The organism is Pseudomonas idahonensis, assembly GCF_037903935.1.
GTDB classification, from domain to species: Bacteria; Pseudomonadota; Gammaproteobacteria; order Pseudomonadales; family Pseudomonadaceae; genus Aquipseudomonas; species Aquipseudomonas danubii.
Window position 1 is genome coordinate 1,496,650 of the sequence record NZ_CP149586.1, and the last position, 17,746, is coordinate 1,514,395.

At 64.9% G+C, this 17,746-nt stretch carries 17 protein-coding genes and 1 pseudogene; 10 read left to right on the top strand and 8 right to left on the bottom strand.

Annotated elements, in window-relative coordinates; translation table 11 throughout:
• Window positions 1-150: 150 nt before the first annotated feature.
• The 3 genes from WIN67_RS06805 to WIN67_RS06815 all read left to right on the top strand — a co-directional run bounded on the left by WIN67_RS06805 (window position 151) and on the right by WIN67_RS06815 (window position 2,366).
• The gene (locus WIN67_RS06805; protein WP_339070807.1) at window positions 151-1,368 is read left to right on the top strand and encodes an SAM-dependent methyltransferase; all 1,218 of its coding nucleotides are present in this window, start codon (window positions 151-153) and stop codon (window positions 1,366-1,368) included.
• A gap of 96 nt (window positions 1,369-1,464) precedes the next feature.
• Window positions 1,465-2,046: a DJ-1/PfpI family protein gene (locus WIN67_RS06810; protein ID WP_102878666.1), complete on the top strand. Its 582-nt coding sequence runs from the start codon at window positions 1,465-1,467 to the stop codon at window positions 2,044-2,046.
• A 14-nt stretch (window positions 2,047-2,060) separates the two neighbouring features.
• The gene (locus WIN67_RS06815; protein WP_047302295.1) at window positions 2,061-2,366 is read left to right on the top strand and encodes a ribbon-helix-helix domain-containing protein; all 306 of its coding nucleotides are present in this window, start codon (window positions 2,061-2,063) and stop codon (window positions 2,364-2,366) included.
• Window positions 2,367-2,495: 129 nt separating this feature from the next.
• Here WIN67_RS06815 and WIN67_RS31060 read toward each other — a convergent pair.
• The 8 genes and pseudogenes from WIN67_RS31060 to WIN67_RS06850 all read right to left on the bottom strand — a co-directional run.
• Window positions 2,496-2,618: pseudogene (locus WIN67_RS31060) on the bottom strand (GntR family transcriptional regulator); the annotation flags it as partial.
• A 12-nt stretch (window positions 2,619-2,630) separates the two neighbouring features.
• A complete protein-coding gene (locus tag WIN67_RS06820) occupies window positions 2,631-3,251 on the bottom strand; it encodes a hypothetical protein (RefSeq protein ID WP_265074294.1) in 621 nt (206 codons plus the stop codon).
• A 9-nt stretch (window positions 3,252-3,260) separates the two neighbouring features.
• On the bottom strand, window positions 3,261-3,551 hold the full coding sequence (locus WIN67_RS06825; RefSeq protein ID WP_306383277.1) for a hypothetical protein: 291 nt from the start codon (window positions 3,549-3,551) through the stop codon (window positions 3,261-3,263).
• A 210-nt stretch (window positions 3,552-3,761) separates the two neighbouring features.
• A complete protein-coding gene (locus WIN67_RS06830; protein WP_339070808.1) occupies window positions 3,762-6,323 on the bottom strand; it encodes a TonB-dependent receptor in 2,562 nt (853 codons plus the stop codon).
• 120 nt (window positions 6,324-6,443) lie between these two features.
• A complete protein-coding gene (locus WIN67_RS06835; RefSeq protein WP_110595028.1) occupies window positions 6,444-7,406 on the bottom strand; it encodes a FecR family protein in 963 nt (320 codons plus the stop codon).
• On the bottom strand, window positions 7,403-7,951 hold the full coding sequence (locus WIN67_RS06840; protein ID WP_339070809.1) for an RNA polymerase sigma factor: 549 nt from the start codon (window positions 7,949-7,951) through the stop codon (window positions 7,403-7,405). Before WIN67_RS06840 ends, WIN67_RS06835 begins: the two co-directional genes overlap by 4 nt.
• A 259-nt stretch (window positions 7,952-8,210) precedes the next feature.
• Window positions 8,211-9,794 (bottom strand): rhodanese-related sulfurtransferase, encoded by a 1,584-nt coding sequence (locus tag WIN67_RS06845; protein ID WP_110595030.1) that lies wholly within the window; start codon window positions 9,792-9,794, stop codon window positions 8,211-8,213.
• Window positions 9,791-10,420 carry a cysteine dioxygenase gene (locus WIN67_RS06850; RefSeq protein WP_268561197.1) on the bottom strand — a complete coding sequence of 210 codons (630 nt, stop codon included), beginning with the start codon at window positions 10,418-10,420 and terminating at the stop codon, window positions 9,791-9,793. The genes WIN67_RS06845 and WIN67_RS06850 overlap by 4 nt, the downstream gene beginning before the upstream one ends.
• Window positions 10,421-10,526: 106 nt before the next feature.
• Here WIN67_RS06850 and WIN67_RS06855 point away from each other — a divergent pair, with 106 nt between their 5' ends.
• The 7 genes from WIN67_RS06855 (at window position 10,527) to WIN67_RS06885 (ending at window position 17,519) form a co-directional block, all read left to right on the top strand.
• The gene (locus tag WIN67_RS06855; protein WP_016964584.1) at window positions 10,527-11,414 is read left to right on the top strand and encodes a LysR family transcriptional regulator; all 888 of its coding nucleotides are present in this window, start codon (window positions 10,527-10,529) and stop codon (window positions 11,412-11,414) included.
• A 244-nt stretch (window positions 11,415-11,658) separates the two neighbouring features.
• Entirely contained in the window at window positions 11,659-12,480 is an 822-nt protein-coding gene (locus WIN67_RS06860; protein WP_339070810.1) for an ABC transporter permease, read from the top strand.
• 2 nt (window positions 12,481-12,482) lie between these two features.
• Entirely contained in the window at window positions 12,483-13,262 is a 780-nt protein-coding gene (locus WIN67_RS06865; protein WP_296411119.1) for an ABC transporter ATP-binding protein, read from the top strand.
• Entirely contained in the window at window positions 13,259-14,464 is a 1,206-nt protein-coding gene (locus tag WIN67_RS06870; RefSeq protein WP_339070811.1) for an acyl-CoA dehydrogenase family protein, read from the top strand. Before WIN67_RS06865 ends, WIN67_RS06870 begins: the two co-directional genes overlap by 4 nt.
• On the top strand, window positions 14,461-15,399 hold the full coding sequence (locus tag WIN67_RS06875; protein WP_110595035.1) for a D-isomer specific 2-hydroxyacid dehydrogenase family protein: 939 nt from the start codon (window positions 14,461-14,463) through the stop codon (window positions 15,397-15,399). The genes WIN67_RS06870 and WIN67_RS06875 overlap by 4 nt, the downstream gene beginning before the upstream one ends.
• Window positions 15,400-15,734: 335 nt before the next feature.
• Window positions 15,735-16,544 (top strand): class II aldolase/adducin family protein, encoded by an 810-nt coding sequence (locus tag WIN67_RS06880; protein WP_110595036.1) that lies wholly within the window; start codon window positions 15,735-15,737, stop codon window positions 16,542-16,544.
• A 12-nt stretch (window positions 16,545-16,556) separates the two neighbouring features.
• Complete coding sequence (locus WIN67_RS06885; protein ID WP_296411115.1) at window positions 16,557-17,519, top strand: ABC transporter substrate-binding protein; 963 nt, start codon at window positions 16,557-16,559, stop codon at window positions 17,517-17,519.
• Window positions 17,520-17,746: the final 227 nt, after the last annotated feature.

The window sequence follows — 17,746 nt, forward strand, 5'->3', positions numbered from 1 at the left end:
TGCCGGCGAATGGCCCCTGAGCCTTGCACCGCCCTCGGGCGAGGATTTTTTACCGTCGAGTGAATAACTTCGTGCCCCGACGGGGCTAGCTCCCTAAAATACCTGCCACTCCCTGATTCACACCCCGCATCGCCCGAGGCACCTGCCCCCATGTCTGTGACCGCACCTTCCGCCCGTCCCGCGCCGGATCATCACGCCCAGTTCCTGCAATTGCTCGACACCAGCCTCACGCAAAACGCCTTTATCAAGCTGGTACTGGCCAAGCACGTGGGCCCGGAGGCGGACCTGCAACGCCTGATCATCAAGCAACTGACGGTCAAGGAGCAGCCGTGCCTGTCCTTCGTCTACCGCTACAAGACCCGGGACATCACCAAGAACTTCTCCCTGGACGAAGGCATCGCCGCCATCGCTGGGCTGCTGCCGGCTTCGTTCAAGAACGCCCACCTGCTGACCCTGACCGACGAAGTGCAGCTCGAATACAGCAAGAAGGGCAAGAGTTCGCTGTTCAAGGGCAAGCCGCAAACCCAGCGCGATGTGCCGTCGGCCGAGCACAACCGCGAGAAGAACCGCTTTCTCGACCTGAGCCGGCCTTTCCTCGCCGATCTTGGGGTGACCAACAAGCAGCACGAACTGATCCCGGCCATGTCGCGCAAGTGGAAGCAGATCAACAAGTTCATCGAGGTCTTCAGCCACGCCCTGGGCAGCTCGCCGATCAAGCTCGATCAGCCGGTGCGGGTCGCGGACTTCGGCTCCGGCAAGGGCTACCTGACGTTCGCCATCCACGATTACCTGCGCAACACCCTCAAGGCCGAGGGCGAAGTCACCGGCGTCGAATTGCGCGAGGACATGGTGACCCTGTGCAACGCCGCCGCGCACCGCCTGGAACACCCGGGCCTGGTATTCAAGTGCGGTGACGTGCGCAGCGTGGCCCCCAGCCAGCTGGACGTGATGATCGCCCTGCATGCCTGCGACATCGCCACCGACTACGCGATTCACACCGGCATCCGCTCCGGCGCGGCGATCATCATGTGCTCGCCGTGCTGCCACAAGCAGATCCGCCTGCAGATCCAGAGCCCGGCGCTGCTCAAGCCGATGCTGCAATACGGTCTGCACCTGGGACAGCAGGCGGAGATGGTCACCGACAGCCTGCGGGCGCTGTTCCTCGAAGCCTGCGGTTATGAAACCAAGGTCTTCGAGTTCATCTCCCTGGAACACACCAACAAGAACAAGATGATCCTGGCGGTCAAGCGCGCCGAGCCGGTTGACCCGACCCAGTTGCTGGCCAGGATCGAAGAACTCAAGGCCTTCTACCAGATCAGCGAACACTGCCTGGAAACCCTGCTCAAGGCCGACGGCTATCTGGGTTGAAGCCGCTGTAGTACCAGGCTATTACCCGGGCTGGCGCAATGGGACTACCTTGAGTACTCCTTCCGCCCACGTCTTTCCCTGAAAGGAGTCCACTCCATGGCCGCGAAAAAGATCCTCATGCTGGTTGGCGATTACGTCGAAGACTACGAAGCGATGGTGCCGTTCCAGGCCCTGCTGATGGTCGGTCATACGGTGCATGCCGTGTGCCCGGACAAGATCGCCGGGCAGACGGTGCGCACGGCGATCCACGACTTCGAGGGCGACCAGACCTACAGCGAGAAACCGGGTCACCTGTTTGCCCTCAACTACGACTTCGCCCAGGTCAGCTCCGCTGATTACGACGCCCTGCTGATCCCCGGCGGACGTGCTCCGGAGTACCTGCGCCTGAACGCCAAGGTGCTGCAACTGGTCAAGGAATTCGACCAGGCCGGCAAGCCGATTGCCGCGGTGTGCCATGGCGCGCAACTGCTGGCGGCGGCGGGCATCCTCGAAGGCCGCGAGTGCAGCGCCTACCCGGCCTGTGCCCCGGAAGTGCGGCTGGCCGGTGGCACCTACATCGATATCCCGGTGACCGAAGGCCACGTCCAGGGCAATCTGGCCACCGCTCCAGCGTGGCCGGCGCACCCCAGCTGGCTGGCGGGTTTCCTCGGCCTGCTGGGCACCCAGATCACCCTGTAAGCGAGGACCACGCCATGTGCGAGCTGTACGTCAAGGCCGACCCGATTCTCTACGAATCCCGTTCCCGCTCGCTGCGCATCTGTGGCGTGGTCACCACCTTGCGCCTGGAAAACCAGTTCTGGGACATCCTCAGCGAAATTGCCGAAGTGGACGGCATGACCACCAACCAGCTGATCGCCAAGCTGTATGAAGAGGTCATGGATTACCGCGGCGAAGTGGTGAATTTCGCCTCCTTCCTGCGGGTCAGCTGCACCCGCTACCTGAGCCAGCGGCGCACCGCCGCCCCTGACCTCAGCCTGGTACGGCGCAACGCACTGTAGCCGCTGCCGCAGGCTGCGAACGGCCCGCAGGGACGCGGGGTTCTGCAGGGCGCCGGAGGTTTGGCGGGCGATCGCCAAGCAAGGTCGGACCTTTGCGCAGCCTCGCGGGCTCGGCAGCGGCTACAGGGCTCAGCTGATTTTGCTGAGGAAGCCTGGTAGTTCCGGTTCCGGGAGCACCGACAGCACTTTGAGGCATTTCAGCATCCGCTGGCGGGCGCGTTGCAGGTGTTCGCGAAGGTTCAGGGCCGCGGCAAAGGCTGAGGGCTAGAGCCCCAGGCGTGCCAGCTGGCGCAGGTCGGCGATCACCGCCGGGTTGCCGCCTTCGAGCACATCCAGGCGCATTTGCGCGATCAGCGATTTGAGCAGCTCGGTCTGGGTCATCCGCGTCGCCTGCAGCAGGCGCGCGAGATCCTCGGCCACATAATGGTTGACCTTCAGCGACAGGCGTTTCATTGAATGGACCGCCGGCAGCTGGCGGGCCTCGGCCTGTTCGGCCAGGTAGGCGGTGAAAGTGCTATGCACCCGTTCCAGGCACGGGGCGACCCGGGCGCTGAAGTAGTAGCTGAAGAACAGTTTGCGCATTTGCACCCCGGCGTCCTGGATCACCGAGTGCATGGCGGCATCCAGAACATCCAGATAGACCGCGGGCAGCCGCGCCTCGATGGAGGTCAACGGGTGCTGGCGCGCGTCCTTGATCGCCGGCGTCGACTGAGGCGGAATGGCCACGGTGGTGGCGCACTGATCGCAGACTCCCACCAGGATGTCCCGGGCCAGGCCGTTGCCGTCGCTGAAGGGGACGTCGCGCCGCAGGTAGGTAATGCCGACGATCTGTTGGCAATGCTCGCAGAGCGCCTTGCCCCGGTCGCCTTGCAGAAAGAGTTTCATGGGTTGTCCTCATCGGTGAACGCTGATGAACCACACATCTGGCTCGATAAAGTAGAACTTGATGTACCAGCCGGCCTTTTTCAGCACGTGGACCGCGATGCCCGGGACGCTGTGATGTGCGCTGCAACTGTGGTTCTGGCCCTTGCAGGCGCCTATGACCTCGATCAGTTGACCGACCGAGACTTCGCCCGTGGCCAGCAGGTTCTTGACCTCGATCGAGCCGCGCGCGGCATGCAGATAGTCGCCATTCTGTAGTGCATTGATCAGGTCACGCCTGACCTTCCTGAAGCCTCTGTCCATGATGCTTTCTCGGTTGTACGACAGATGTCGTACGCAATCAATGGGAAGTCGACTGAAAGCGCCCAAAGGCATTTCAGCGGTTTTCAGGGGGGAGCCGATCTTAGCCCGGCAGGAGCGGGCGGCAGGGCTTGGCTAAAGGCTTGCAATACATCCGTGATGGCCAACGGCTGGCCTGCTGCGGTGCGTCCGATGCACCGCAGCCAGTTGCCGTCAGAAGAAGCGGGTCACGCTGATCTTGGCGTTGCGTCCCAGGCTGGAGGCGTTCTCGCCGCTCAGCGGTGGGCGATAGTCACGGTTGAACATGTTGTCCAGGGTGAAGTTGACTTCGGTGCCCTTGAGGTAAGGCTGCTGGGGTTTCCAGTTGGCGAACAGGCCGTGCACGTTGTAGCGGTCGTTCTTGTACTGGTCCCAGGCGGAGTCGCCCAAGACGCTGGCCGGGCCGCCGGCATAGATGTCGCTGGGTACCCGGTCAGTCTGGCGCACCCACTGGCCCTGCCAGCCCACTTGCGCATCCCACTGTGGAATCTTCACCCCCAGGCTGGCCACCCACTTGCGTGGCGGAATGTCCCGGGCCCAGACATTCGGGCCCCAGGGGTTGGTGTAGGCCCCTTCATGCTTGCCGGTGATCCACGAGTACGACAGCGAGCCAAACAGGTAGGTCGAGTCGTAGAAGCTTTCCACCTCGAAGCCCTTGATGGTCAGGTCGCCGATATTGCGGTAGACGCCGATGGTCGGCTGGTTACACACCTGGCCGATGTTCTTGCCGCTGGTGAGTTGCTCGGGGCAGCCGATCCCGAGGTTCTTCATGATTTCGTCTTTGATGGTGTTGTGGAACAGCGTGGTACGCACCTGCACGCGGTCGGTCTTGCTGAACACATCGGAGAAGCTGGTGATGTTGCCGGCGCGCAGGGCGGTGATGCGTTCCGGGTCGAGGTCGCGGCTGGTGGCGGAGCGGGTGGAGGCGGCCGACTGGACCTCGTACTGCTCGTCGATCACCGGTGCACGCCAGGTCTTGCTGTAGTCGGCGAACAGGGCGAATTGCGGGGTTACCGTCCAGAATGCCGACAGCCGAGGCGACCAGCCGGTGTAGGTCTTGTCGCCGTAATCATGGCCCGCCACCGGGTCGGGGCTGTTGTAGAACGGTGCGTCGTTCTTCTGGCCGCGGTTGCGCACATGGTCGTAGCGCAGGGACGGGGTCAGAGTGAAATTCCCCAGGGTGATGGCGTCCTGGATGTAGAAGGCATTGTTGTCGACCTTGCCGTGGGGCATGAAGCCCGGCTGGTAGTGGCCGTAGTTGTACTTGGGCACTTCATAGGTCTTGCCCGGCATCCACATGTCGACTTCGCGGGTGTGCTTGCGGATCTGGATGCCATTGGTCAGCGCGTGTTCCAGCGGGCCGGTGCTGAAGCGGCTGGTGTTTTTCAGGGCCAGGATTTTGTCGTCATAGCCCACGGTGATCTTGCGGCCACCGGATGTCGGCTGGAAATAGGCGTTCGGCCCGCGTTCGTCAGTCTGGTCGGTGGTGGAGTCGGAGTACTTGGCCTCGAAGTCGATCCAGGGATTGTCCACGGGGGTGTACTGGTACTTGGCGATCCAGGTGGTGTCGATGGTATTGCGCTGGGCCAGGAAACGGCGGGTGGCGCCGTCATAACCGTACTTGTCGATGTCGCTCTGGCTCGGCGGCGTCGGGTAGCTCTTGGCCGAGAAGGGCGCCCAGATGTCGCTGTTGGAACGCATGTAACTGAAGCCCAGGCGATGCTCGTCAGTCAGTTGCATGTTTAGCTTGAACAGCTCGCCCTCCATGTCCTGAGCGGTGTTGGGCAGGCGCTTGGGGTTGATCGGGTAGGCATTCTTCGGGTCGGGCTGGGCGCTGGCGATCTTCATGTCATCGCCGTCGCGCTTGGTCCAGTAGGCCAGGGCATCGAAGCGCTGATCATCGGTGCGGCCGTACACCGCGCCGGTGTAGGCCTGTTCGTGGCTGTTGCTGCTGTAGCCGTACTTGAGCATGGCGCCGCTGTTGCGCCCGTCTTGCAGCAGGTCGGGTGCGTCCTTGGTCTCCATGTGCACGGTGCCGCCGAAACCGCCATTGCCGGTCTCGGGGGAGTGCGGGCCCTTTTCCACCTCCAGGCGCTTGATCAGTTCCGGCTCGATGAACACCGAGCCCTGCTGGTAGCGTTCGAAGCCGCTCTTGGTGGCGCCATCGACGCTCATCGGCACGTCCTCGGCATCACCCAGGCCCCAGATGTTGATGGTCTGGCCGCCGGGTTTCAGCGAGCCGCCCAGGCTGACCCCGGGCAGGGTGTCGATCAGACTGACCACGTTGTTGGACTGATGGCGATCGATTTCCGCCTGGTTCAAGGTCGAGCGGCCAACACTGGCGGCGTCCACTTCGGTGCCGTTGCCGATCACGCTCATGGCCCCCAACTGCAGGGCCGAACCGCTGCTGAGGCTGGTCTCGGCAGGGCGCACGATGTAGGTGTTGTCGACCTTCATCAGATTGAACTGGCCGTTCTGCAGCAGGGCGCGGATCGCCTCTTCCGGGCTGTAGTCGCCTTGCAGGGCCGGGGCCTTGGCATTGCGCAGCAGTTGTTCATCGAACAGCAGCTGGATTTTCGCCTGCTGGGCGATCTGGCTCAGGGAGGCGGCCAGAGGTTGCGCCGGCAACTGGAAATGCAGCGGCCCGGCATGGGCCTGCAGGCTGAATGCCAGGCAGGCGGCGAGCAGGGTCGGGCGGGTACGGACTAACGGAACAGGCAAGAACGCGCGAAACATGACTTCCCCCAGAGCGGCTTAAAGGCCAAAAAGGCGCTGCGGACAGATCGCAGACAGGAGGAAGACGCGGCAGTGAAAAAAAACCTCATATGCGAATGCAAAATATTCTCATATAAAAAATTAGCGGGCTTCGATCTTCAGCTGACCGTTGGCCTGGACCCGGGTTTTCACCGGGATCAGGGCCGGTAGAGCCTTGACCAGGGCATCCGGATCGTTGACGTCGAGGTTGCCGGAAACCTTGTAGGCACCCAGCGGGCCCTCGGCCAGTTGTACCGGTTGCTGGCGGTACAGGTTCAGCTCGTCCACCAGACTGGCCAGGTCGCGGTTGCGAAAGGCCAGGCGCCCGCTGCGCCAGTCGGCCACCTCGTCGCGGTCCAGGGTCTGTTGGCGCAAGGTGCCTTTTTGCAGGTCATAGGTGGCCTGTTGCCGAGCGCCCAGCAGGGTCAGCTCCCCGGGCTTGCCGTCCGGGCTGAAGGCCACCTGGCCGTGGGCTACGCTGACCACCAGTTGGCGCTGGCCGCGCCGCACGTCGAAAGCGGTACCCACCACCCGCACCTTGGCTTCGCCGCTGTGCACCCACAGCGGACGCTCCTTGTCGGCGGCGACTTCCAGGTACAGCTGGCCCGCCTGCAAGTAGATGTTGCGCTGATGGGCGCTGAAATCGACGCTCACCTGGGTATTGGCATTGACGTACAAAGTGCTGCCGTCCGGCAGCTTGAAGGCTCGCGCTCCCTGTTCCTGGGCCGCGATCTGCTGCCGGTAGGGGGCCTGGGGCGTGCCCAGGTTGGCCGCCAGTACCGCGCACAGCAGAGCAGCGGCCACTGCCAGGGCCGGGCGCCAGAGCGGCGCCTTGCGCCGGGGGAGTGGCACCGGGCGGCTCAGTTGTTGCAGCTGCGCCAGGTCGTCCCACAGCTCCTCGAATTCGGCGTAGGCCCGGGCATGGGCCGGTTCACTGACCCAGCTCTCGAAGGCCTTGCGCGTGGCACGGTCCGGATCATTGCGGTTACGGGCGAACCAGCTGGCGGCCTGGGCATCGATCTGCTCGCTGTCGAGGTCGTCGTGGGTGCCGGGAAAGCGGGTCATTCAGGCTGCTCCTTGCCATTTTCTCGTTGTAGGTGCTGCTTGCAGTGCAGCAGGGCAAAGGCGATGTGTTTCTCCACCATGCTCACGGAAATCCCCATGCGTTCGGCGATCTGCGCCTGGCTCAGCCCTTCGAAGCGGTGCAGCATAAGGGCTTCGCGGCGGCGCGGCGAGAGTTGGGCGAGGACTTCTTTCAATTGTTCCAGGCGTTGCAGGCGCTGGGCGGCGGGCAGCGGCTCGTGCTGTTCGTCGGCCAGGGGCTCGCTGTCGAAATTTTCCTCGTGGCGGGCCTCGTGGTGCACCTTGGAGCGCACTTGCTGGCGCCGCCAATGATCGCGCAACAGATTGCGCGCCATCTGGAACAGGAAGGCCCGGGGCTGCTCGACCTGGGCCCGATCACGGTAATCGAGCCATTGGGTGAACACGTCCTGGGTCATGTCCGCCGCGTCGCTGGCGTTGTCCGTGCGTTTACGCAGGAAATGCAGGATGTCCGCATAGAACCCGCGAACAGAGTCCGCCAACGCAGAGTCGGTCTTGGAGCGAGACATGGATATCCTTCTTGACGACGCGGTGAGCACAAGGTCGCGAATGATATCGAGAATTATTGCTATTTGTCACTTGGGCAGATTGACGATCAACCGGCACCGCCTAAGCGTCCGAAATACCCCTCCTCGCAGGAGCGGTCTTCCAGCGAAGGCGACCTTGCGAGCGATGCCAGGCTTGCGACCTCTTCGCCGGCAAGCCGGCTCCTACAAGGGGAAGCAGGCCTGTAGGAGCTGGCTTGCCAGCGAAAGCCCCCACTAAGGCTCAGATCACGAAAAAACCGTGGGTGCCGTCGCGCCGCAGTTGTTCTACCAGACCAAACTCCCAGTCCAGGTAACCCTGCATGGCCTCCCTGGGGTTGTCGGTGCCCTCATAGGGCCGGCGGTAGCGGTCGATCCGCGGCGAGGCCAGTTGCTGACGGCTTTCCTCGAGGGGCAGGCCGGCTTCGATCCAGGCCGCGGTGCCACCGCTCAGGAGAAACACCGGACGCTGGGTCAGGGCCTGCAATTGCGGCACCACAAAGCGCGCCAGCAGACTGCTGCCGCAGGTCAGGACAAACCGCTCGGGCTGGGGCAACCGGGCCAGGGATTCCTGCAGTTGGCTGGGCAGGGCCCACCAGGCGCCGGGGATATGACGTTGCACGTAGTTGGCGCTGGCGGTGAAATCCAGCACCAGGGTGCCGGGTTTCTCTAGCCAGGCGGCGAGGGTCCGAGGGCTGATTTCTTCGGCCGGCGAGGTATCCGGCAGCGGCGCCTGCCAGGGACCGCGCACGCTGAAGTCGCTGTCGCGCAGACCGTCGAGCACCGCCACCTGCCAGCCCATCTGGGCCAGCCAGGACGCGCTCATGTTGGCGCGCACGCCGTCGTTGTCCACCAGCACCAGGCGCGCACCGCGAACGCTGGCGAAGTGATCGGTTTCCTGCACCAGTTGTCCCCCGGGCGTGGAGCGAGCTCCCGGCAGGTGGCCGGCGGCGAATTCCTCCGGAGTGCGTACATCGAACAGATAGCTGGTGCGCTTGGGATCGGCTTGCCAGCGCCGCCACTGGGCGAGGTCGATGCGTGCCACGTCAGCCCGATCCGCTACCGCCCGCGCTGCTGTTTGCGCCTGCGCCCGCTGGTCCTCATTCACCGCCTTGAAGCGGCGGTTCTGGCCGTGCTCCAGCTTCTGTCCGGCCAGGGTCCAGCCGATGGTGCCGTTGCGCAGGGCCGCCACCGGATTGGGAATGCCGGCGTTCACCAGGGACTGTGTGCCGATGATGCTGCGGGTGCGTCCGGCACAGTTGACCACCACTCGGGTGCGTGGATCGGGGGCCAGCTCACGCACCCGCAGCACCAGTTCGGCGCCGGGCACGCTGGTGCTGCCGGGGATGCTCATGGTCTGGTACTCGTCGAAGCGCCGGGCATCCAGTACCACCAGGTCGGCCTCTTGGTCGAGCAGCGCCTGGAGTTCTTCGGCGGCCAGGGATGGGGTATGACGTTCGGCTTCCACCAGTTCGCCAAAGGATTTGCTGGGGACGTTGACGTCCTTGAACAACTCGCCACCGGCGGCGCGCCAGCCCTCCAGGCCGCCTTCGAGCAGGGCGACGTCGCGGTAGCCCAGTTGCCCCAGGCGGGTCGCGGCGCGCTGGGCCAGCCCTTCGCCCTGGTCATAGAGGGTGATCGGGGTGTCGCGCCGGGGGATGCGCGCATAGACCTCCAGCTCCAGTTTCGACAGCGGGATATTGGCGGCGAACAGCGGGTGGGCTTCGGCGAAAGGCGCCTCTTCGCGGACATCGATCAGCGCCAGTTCCTGGCGCTCGAGCAGGGCCTGACGGATCTGCGCCGGGCTGCGGGTAGGGAAATCGGTCATTGCAGGGGCTCCTTCGACAAGTCCCAGAGGTTAGGCAGCAAGCGGTTGGAATAACCGGAGACAAAGGGCTTCTCGTGACCGTCCGGATCGTATACGGCACGGCGTACCGCACCGATATTGGCGCCGTACACATGGATGCTGATGGACACCCGGTCGGCGTAGGCGTTGCTCACCTGATGGATGTCGCCAATGCGCGGCGACACCGCTTCCACTTGCCCCGGTACCAGGCGAATCGGAGCCCCCGCAGGTTGCAGGCGGCCGTCCGCCAGGCGTTCGAACCCCTGGGAGTCTTCGGCGCCGCGGAGCATGCCGATCAGGCCCCAGACCCGGTGATCGTGGATCGGCGTGCGCTGCCCCGGACCCCAGACAAAACTGACGATGGAGAAGCGCTGGCGCGAGTCGGCATGCAGCAGGAATTGCTGGTAGCGCTGCGGGTCGGGCTGGGCGAAATCATCGGGCAGCCAGTCGTCCTGGCTCACCAGGCGCTGCAGCAGGTCGGCGCCGTGCTCCAGTATCCGGGCCTCGTCGGGATGGCCGTCCAGCAGCTCGGCCAGGGCGGCGATGAAGTCCCGCAGGCGGGCGAAGTTGGGTGTATCGATAGCGACTGTTGCAGCGTTGTGGGGCATGGGCTCCCTCCGTGGACACAAGGCAAATGACGCGAACTACACGGGCGAGCTAAAAGGTATTATTCTTCTCGAACATTTTTCCAGTCATTTATTATGCGAAAAAAGAATGAAGATAGATGATCTGAACGCGTTCGTGGCGGTGATCCGCTGCCAGACCATCAGCCAGGCGGCCGATGCCCTGCAATTGACCCAGCCGGCCATCACCCGCCGGGTGCAGAATTTCGAGGAAGCCCTGGGGGTGGAGTTGCTGGACCGCAACACCAAGCCGCTCAAGCCCACGAGCATGGGCTTGCGGGTTTACGGCCAGTGCCTGGAAGTGCTGCGCAGCATCGATGCCCTGAACGAGCTGGTGGCCAATGACGGCGCCCCCAGCGGCGCCTTGCGCATCGGTGTGCCGCAGACCATTGGCGATGTGGTGCTGCTGGATGCCCTGAGCCAGCTGAAGAACCTCTATCCGCAGTTGCAGACCTCGGTGGCCACGGGGTGGGGCAGCCACCTGCTGAGCAAGGTCGAGAACGGTGAGCTGGACGTGGTGGCGGCGCTGTTTCCCGCCGGCAAGGTGTTCCCCGAAGGGGTGGTGGGGCGCTCCCTGGGCAGCATGAATCTGGTGGTGGTAGCGGCCAAGGGCGAGGTGCGCAAGCGCTCCTGCAAGCTGGCCGACTGTTACCAGCGCGGCTGGGTGTTGAATCCCGATGGCTGCGGTTTCCGGGCGGGACTGCAACGAGCGTTGAGTGCCCAGGGCCTGACCTTGCAGATCAACCTGGAAACCTTCGGCACCGAGCTGCAACTGGGGCTGATCGCCAATGGCCTGGGTTACGGCCTGGTGCCGCTGCCGCTGCTGGAAAACAGCAGCCACCGGGACAAGCTGGAGATCGTCCCGGTCAGCGACTTCAAGCCGGTGATCGACCTGTGGCTGGTGCACCCGCGCTTCCTTGGCAACCTGCAGGAGCCGGTGAGTCTGTTCGGCGAAATGGTCGCAGCTCGCGTCGGCTAGCCAAGGGTGCGGCGCAAATCGGCGGTAGGAACTGGCTTGCCAGCGAAGGTGCCGGCAAGGGCGGCACAAGGCTCTACGGCTTTTCCGCCGGCAAGACGGCTCCTACGGGTTTATCCTTTGTTTGCATATATATCTATTTGATGAATGCATTTTTTGTATATTAAGTTAGAACCAAAACGAATTTCACGGACGTTTTTTATGTAGTTAGCATGGGGCTCGAACGCGCTGAAATAGGGATGTTGAAATGCCTGCGCAAGCCCCGCTCTCCTTGTATGCCCGCTGGACCGAGCGCCCCGGAGTGAAGTTCCTGGGCAATCTGTCGCTGCGCCTGATCAGCCCGCTGTTGTTGCTGCTGCTCTGGGAACTGGCTTCCCGCAGCGGGCTGTTGCCGGCGCGGATCATCGCCGCTCCCAGCACCATCGGCGACACCCTGTGGCAGATGCTCGGCAGTGGCGAGTTGGGCGGGCATCTGTGGGTGTCCCTCAAGCGCGCCCTCAGCGGACTGGCCATCGGCGTCAGCCTGGGCACTGTCCTGGCCCTGCTGGCGGGCCTGTCCCGGCGTGGCGAGATCGCCATCGACTCGCCGATGCAGATGCTGCGCACCCTGCCATTCCTGGCCATCGTGCCGCTGTTCATTCTCTGGTTCGGCGTGGGCGAGACGCCGAAGATCGCGCTGATCGCCCTGGGCACCACCTTTCCTATCTACCTCACCCTGTTCTCCGGTATCCGCAGCCTGGATCCCAAGCTGCTGGAGGCGGCTACCCTGCTCGGCCTCAAGCGCTGGGAGCTGGTTCTCCACGTGATCCTGCCCGGGGCCTTGCCGGCGTTCTTCGTCGGCCTGCGCTACGCCTTCGGCATCAGCTGGCTGGGGCTGGTGGTGGTGGAGCAGATCAACGCCAGCGCCGGTATCGGCTACCTGGTCAACGACGCCCGGGACTTCATGCGTACCGACGTGATCGTCATCTGCCTCTTGGTCTACAGCGTGCTCGGCCTGGGCATCGACGGGCTGGTGCGCGGCCTCGAACGTTGCGCCCTGGCCTGGCGCCCGACCTTTATCAGGAACTGACCATGACTGTGTCATTGCCCCAGCCGCGCCCCGTGCGCGCCGCCGTTGAATGCCGTGGGGTGACCCGACGTTTTGCCGGGCAGGCGGTACTCGACGGCCTGGACCTGGACATTGCCCCGGGGGAGTTCGTCGCCCTGCTAGGCAGCAGCGGTTCGGGCAAGACCACTTTGCTCCGGGCCCTGGCCGGGCTGGAGCCCATCGATGAGGGGCAGTTGCAGGTGCCCGCGGCCATGGCCGCGGTGTTTCAGGAGCCACGGCTGATGCCCTGGAAGCGCGTGTGGCGCAACGTTGCCCTGGGCGTGCGCGGGGCTGGGGTCCGCGAGCGGGCCGAGGCGGCGCTGGGCGAGGTCGGGCTGGCCCATCGGTTGGGCGCCTGGCCCGGCACCCTGTCCGGCGGCGAAGCCCAGCGCGTGGCCCTGGCCCGGGCCCTGGTGCGCGAACCGCAGCTGTTGCTGCTGGATGAACCCTTTGCCGCCCTCGACGCCCTGACCCGGATCCGCATGCATCAACTGATCATCCGCCTGTGGCGGGTGCATACCCCGGCCGTGTTGCTGGTGACCCACGATGTCGACGAGGCCTTGCTGCTGGCCGACCGGGTGCTGGTGTTGGCCAACGGGCAAATCGCCGAACAACTGCCGATCCGCCTGCCGCGTCCGCGTCAGGCGTCCACCCCGGGGTTCCAGCAACTGCGCGCGCGGCTGCTGCAACTGCTGGGGGTCGAAACCGAGGCCGAGCCGGCCGTCAGCGTCTCCCACCCCTTGAGCAGGACTGCCAGCCGATGAGCCTTTCCAGCGTGCAACCGTCTCCGTCCGTGTTCCGTCGCGTGCCTGATCCGGATTCCAGCGAGTTCGCCGATCTGCTGCAGCAGTTGAGCGAAGAGTTCGCCGCCACTGCGGCCCATTACGATCGCCACAGCGAGTTTCCCCACGCCAACCTGCAGCGCCTGCACCAGCATGGCCTGCTGGCATTGACCGTGCCCCGGGCCCTGGGTGGCAGTGAGGCGACCCTGGCCCAGGCGCGGCGGGTGATCGGCGCCGTGGCCCAGGGCGAACCTTCCACCGCGCTGGTGCTGGTGATGCAGTACCTGCAGCACACGCGGCTGCAACAGAACAACGCCTGGCCCCTGCATCTGCGTCAGCAACTGGCCCGTGAAGCGGTACAGGACGGCGCCTTGATCAATGCCCTGCGGGTCGAGCCGGATCTGGGCACCCCGGCCCGCGGCGGTTTGCCCGCGACCCTGGCGCGGCGGGTCGAAGGTGGCTGGCGGCTCAATGGGCGCAAGATCTACTCCACCGGCATTCCCGGGCTGACCTGGCTGGCGGTCTGGGCCCGCAGCGATGACCCGGAACCGCAGGTGGGCACCTGGCTGGTGCACCGCGACAGCCCCGGGATTCGTATCGAGGAAACCTGGGACCACCTGGGGATGCGCGCCACTGGCAGCCACGACGTGATCTTCGACGAGGTGTTCGTGCCCCTGGAGCAGGCGGTGGACATCCAGCCGGCCAACGTTCCTCGTCCTTCCGAACTGGACAGCAAGGGTGTGCTCTGGCTGGCGGTGCTGCTGTCGGCGATCTATGACGGCGTGGCCCGGGCCGCCCGCGACTGGCTGCTGGGCTGGCTGGCCCAGCGCACCCCGGCCAACCTTGGTGCGCCGCTGTCGAGCCTGCCGCGTTTCCAGGAACTGATCGGGCGCATCGATGCCTTGCTGTTCAATAACCGGGTGCTGCTGGATGCGGCCGCCGAAGGGCGGATCGCCCCGGGGGAGGCGACCCAGATCAAGTACCTGGTGACCAGTAACGCCATCAGCGCCGTGGAGCTGGGCATCGAGGCCATCGGTAATCCCGGGCTGGCCCGGGGCAACCCCATCGAGCGGCATTACCGTGATGTGCTGTGCAGCCGGATTCACACGCCGCAGAACGACGCGATCCTTGGCGCCGTGGGCCGCGCCGCCTTTGCCTTGCCCAGCCGGGGAGCCCAGGTGTGACGCGTATTGCCAGCCAGCTCGACGAGGGCTTCAACCAGCAACTGCGCCAGTCGCTGCCAGGCGTCGAGGTGCTGAGCTTGCCCCGAGGGCTGCCCAGTGATCTGCCCGGGGATATTCAGGTGCTGCTGGCGGCGCCCCATGCCGATTTTCGTGATGCTCCAGAGCCGCCTGCGGGTTGGCCCTTCGGTTTGTGCTTCGTGCAATTGGTGACCTCGGGCCTGGATTATTTCCCCCGCTGGCTGTTCCAGGATCTGCCGGTGGCCAGCGCCCGGGGCAGCACCGCCGAGAGCATTGCCGAGTTTGCCCTGGCGGCGATCTTCGCCGCCGCCAAGCAACTGCCCCAGGTGTGGATCGAGCACGCCGAACACTGGCAGCAACGGCCGCTGGCCTCGGTGGCCGGCAGCACCCTGGGGCTGTTCGGCTTTGGCAGCATCGCCCGCGAACTGGCACCCAAGGCCCAGGCCCTGGGCATGCAGGTGCTGGCCCTGCGCCGTTCGGCGCAGCCTTTCGAGGTGCCCGGGGTTCAACCGGTGGCCGACCTGCATCAACTGTTCGCCCGGGCCGATCACCTGCTGCTGGCGGTGCCGTTGACCGAGCAGACCCGGCGGATCATCGACGCCGATGTCCTGGCGGCGGCCAAGCCGGGGTTGCACCTGATCAATATCGCCCGTGGCGCGCTGATCGATCAGCCGGCGTTAGTGCAAGCCCTGGATACGGGGCGCATCGGCCTGGCCAGCCTGGACGTGGCCGACCCCGAACCGCTGCCCGCGGGCCACGCGTTTTATCGCCACCCGCGGATTCGCCTTTCGCCCCACACCTCGGCCAATTCGCCACGGGTCTACCTGAATATCGCCCGCTTGCTGGGGCGCAATCTGCAGCGCTGGAGCGATGGTTTACCCCTGGAAAACCCGGTGGAGATCCAGCGTGGCTACTAACACACGGTTCCAGCCTTGGCCTGCAGCGCTTCGTGTAGCCGCTGCCGCAGGCTGCGCACGGCTGCTCAGGAGACGCAGGGGGCTTGAGGTCGCTAAAGGTTCGGCGGGAGATCGCCAAGCAAGGCCCTGCGGGCCTTTTCGCAGCCTCGCGGGCTCGGCAGCGGCTACAGGTGCAGTGCCGGGACGGGATTTGTGTAGCCGCTGCCGCAGGCTGCGAACGGCCCGAAGGGACGCGAGGTTCTCAAGGTCGCTGAAGGTTCGGCGGGAGATCGCCAAGCAAGGCCCTGCGGGCCTTTTCGCACAGGGTGTTGAAGACAACTTCAAGGAGAGCGGACATGACCGCACATTTTCGTCCCGCGGTGTATGACTTGCCCCGCGATGGCCATACGGTGTTTCGCTGGGAGCACCCGCCCCAGCAGGCCACGGTCGAGCTGGAGCGCCGGCAGCGCAAGCAAAGCCTGGCCGCGGCCTTTAGGGTGTTCGCCCGGCTGGGCTTCGACATGGGCGGCGCCGGGCATATCACCGTGCGCGACCCGGGGCGCCCGGACCATTTCTGGGTCAACCCGGTGGGGGTGTATTTCGGCCATGTGCGGGTGTCGGACCTGCTGCTGGTCAATCCCGAAGGCGCGGTGATCGAAGGCGAGGGCGCGCTGAACCTCGCCGCGTTCGCCATTCATGCAGCGTTGCACGAAGCCCATCCCGAAGTGGTGGCCGCAGCCCATGCCCATTCGTTGCATGGCAAGGCCTGGTCGAGCCTGGGGCGTCTGTTGGACCCGCTGACCCAGGACGCCTGCGCTTTCTATGAAAGGCACGGGCTGTTCGACAACTTCTCCGGGGTGGTACTGGAGGCCAGCGAAGGCGCGCGGATCGCCGCCGCGTTGCAGGGGCACAAGGCGCTGATCCTGCAGAACCATGGCCTGCTCACCGTGGGTGAAACCGTCGAGGCGGCGGTGTGGCGTTTCATCGCCATGGACAACGCCGCCCAGACCCAACTGCTGGCGCAAGCCGCCGGCACCCCGCGACTCATTCCCCACGAGGTGGCGCGCCACACCGCGCGCCAGGTTGGCAGCGAGTTCGGTGGCTGGTTCAGTTTCCAGCCTTACCGCGAGCGGATCGTGCGCGAAGAACCGGATTTTCTCGATTAAGGATCCTTGCCCATGCAGCGTCGTCACTTTCTCCAACTCTCGGCCCTGGCCGGCCTGGCCGCCGCCTTGCCGCGTCTGGGCCTGGGGGCCGCCGTGGACCTGTCCGGGGTCACCCTGAATGTCGCCACCTACAAGGGCGCGGCGCCGAGCTTCTTCGCCGAGGCGGGCATCGAGCCGCCGCCCTACAAGGTCAGGTACGCCGAGTTCACCGGCGGCAACCTGAGCTTCGAGGCCCTGGTCAGCGGCACCCTGGACATCTCGCCGATGAGCGAGATCCCGCCGATCTTCGGCATCAAGAACCACGCCCCGGTGAAACTGATCGCGGTGCTCACCGGCGACGTCAACAACCAGGCCTTCATTGTGCCCAAGGGCTCTGCGGTGCAGTCGGTGGCCGAGCTCAAGGGCAAGCGCATCGGCTATATCCGCTCCACCAGCTCGCACTACTTTCTGCTCAAGGCGCTGAAGGAACAGGGCCTGGGCTTTGCCGACATCGTGCCCATGGCGCTGACCCCGCAAGACGGTTTCGCCGCCTTCCAGAACGGCGCCCTGGATGCCTGGGTCAGCTTCGGCTACTTCATCCAACTGGCGGAACTGCGGGCCGGGGCCCGGGTGCTGAAGACCGGCCAGGGCTACCTGTCCGGCAACTATGTGATTGCCGCCAATCAGCAGAGCATTGCCGATCCGCTCAAGCACGCGGCGATCACCGACTACATCCTGCGCGAGTACCGCGCCTGGCAATGGATCGCCAGCCACCCCGAGGAATGGGCCACCAAGAGCGCCAAGATTCTTGGCATGCCCCGGGAAGTGTTCCTGGCCCAATACCGCGCCCAGAGCGGCCCACGATTGTTGCAACCGGTGGACGACGCGGCCGTGAAATCCCAGCAGGACGTTGCCGACCTGTTCTTCGAAGCCGGCGTCCTGCCCCAGCAACTGGATGTTTCCGGCTTGTGGGACCGCAGTTTCCACTGGTCCTGACCCCTTGTAGGAGCCGGCTTGCCGGCGAATAGGCCCCTGAGCCCTGCAACGATCTCGGGGCCGCCTTCGCTGGCAAGCCAGCTCCTACAGGTTCACGCCCATGTTGATATTTCCGTGGGAGCCGGCTTGCCGGCGAATAGGCCCTTGAGCCTTGCGTCGATCTCTGGGCCGCCTTCGCTGGCAAGCCGGCTCCTACGGTCCGATGGGGCGATTTCTTTGATTGGCCA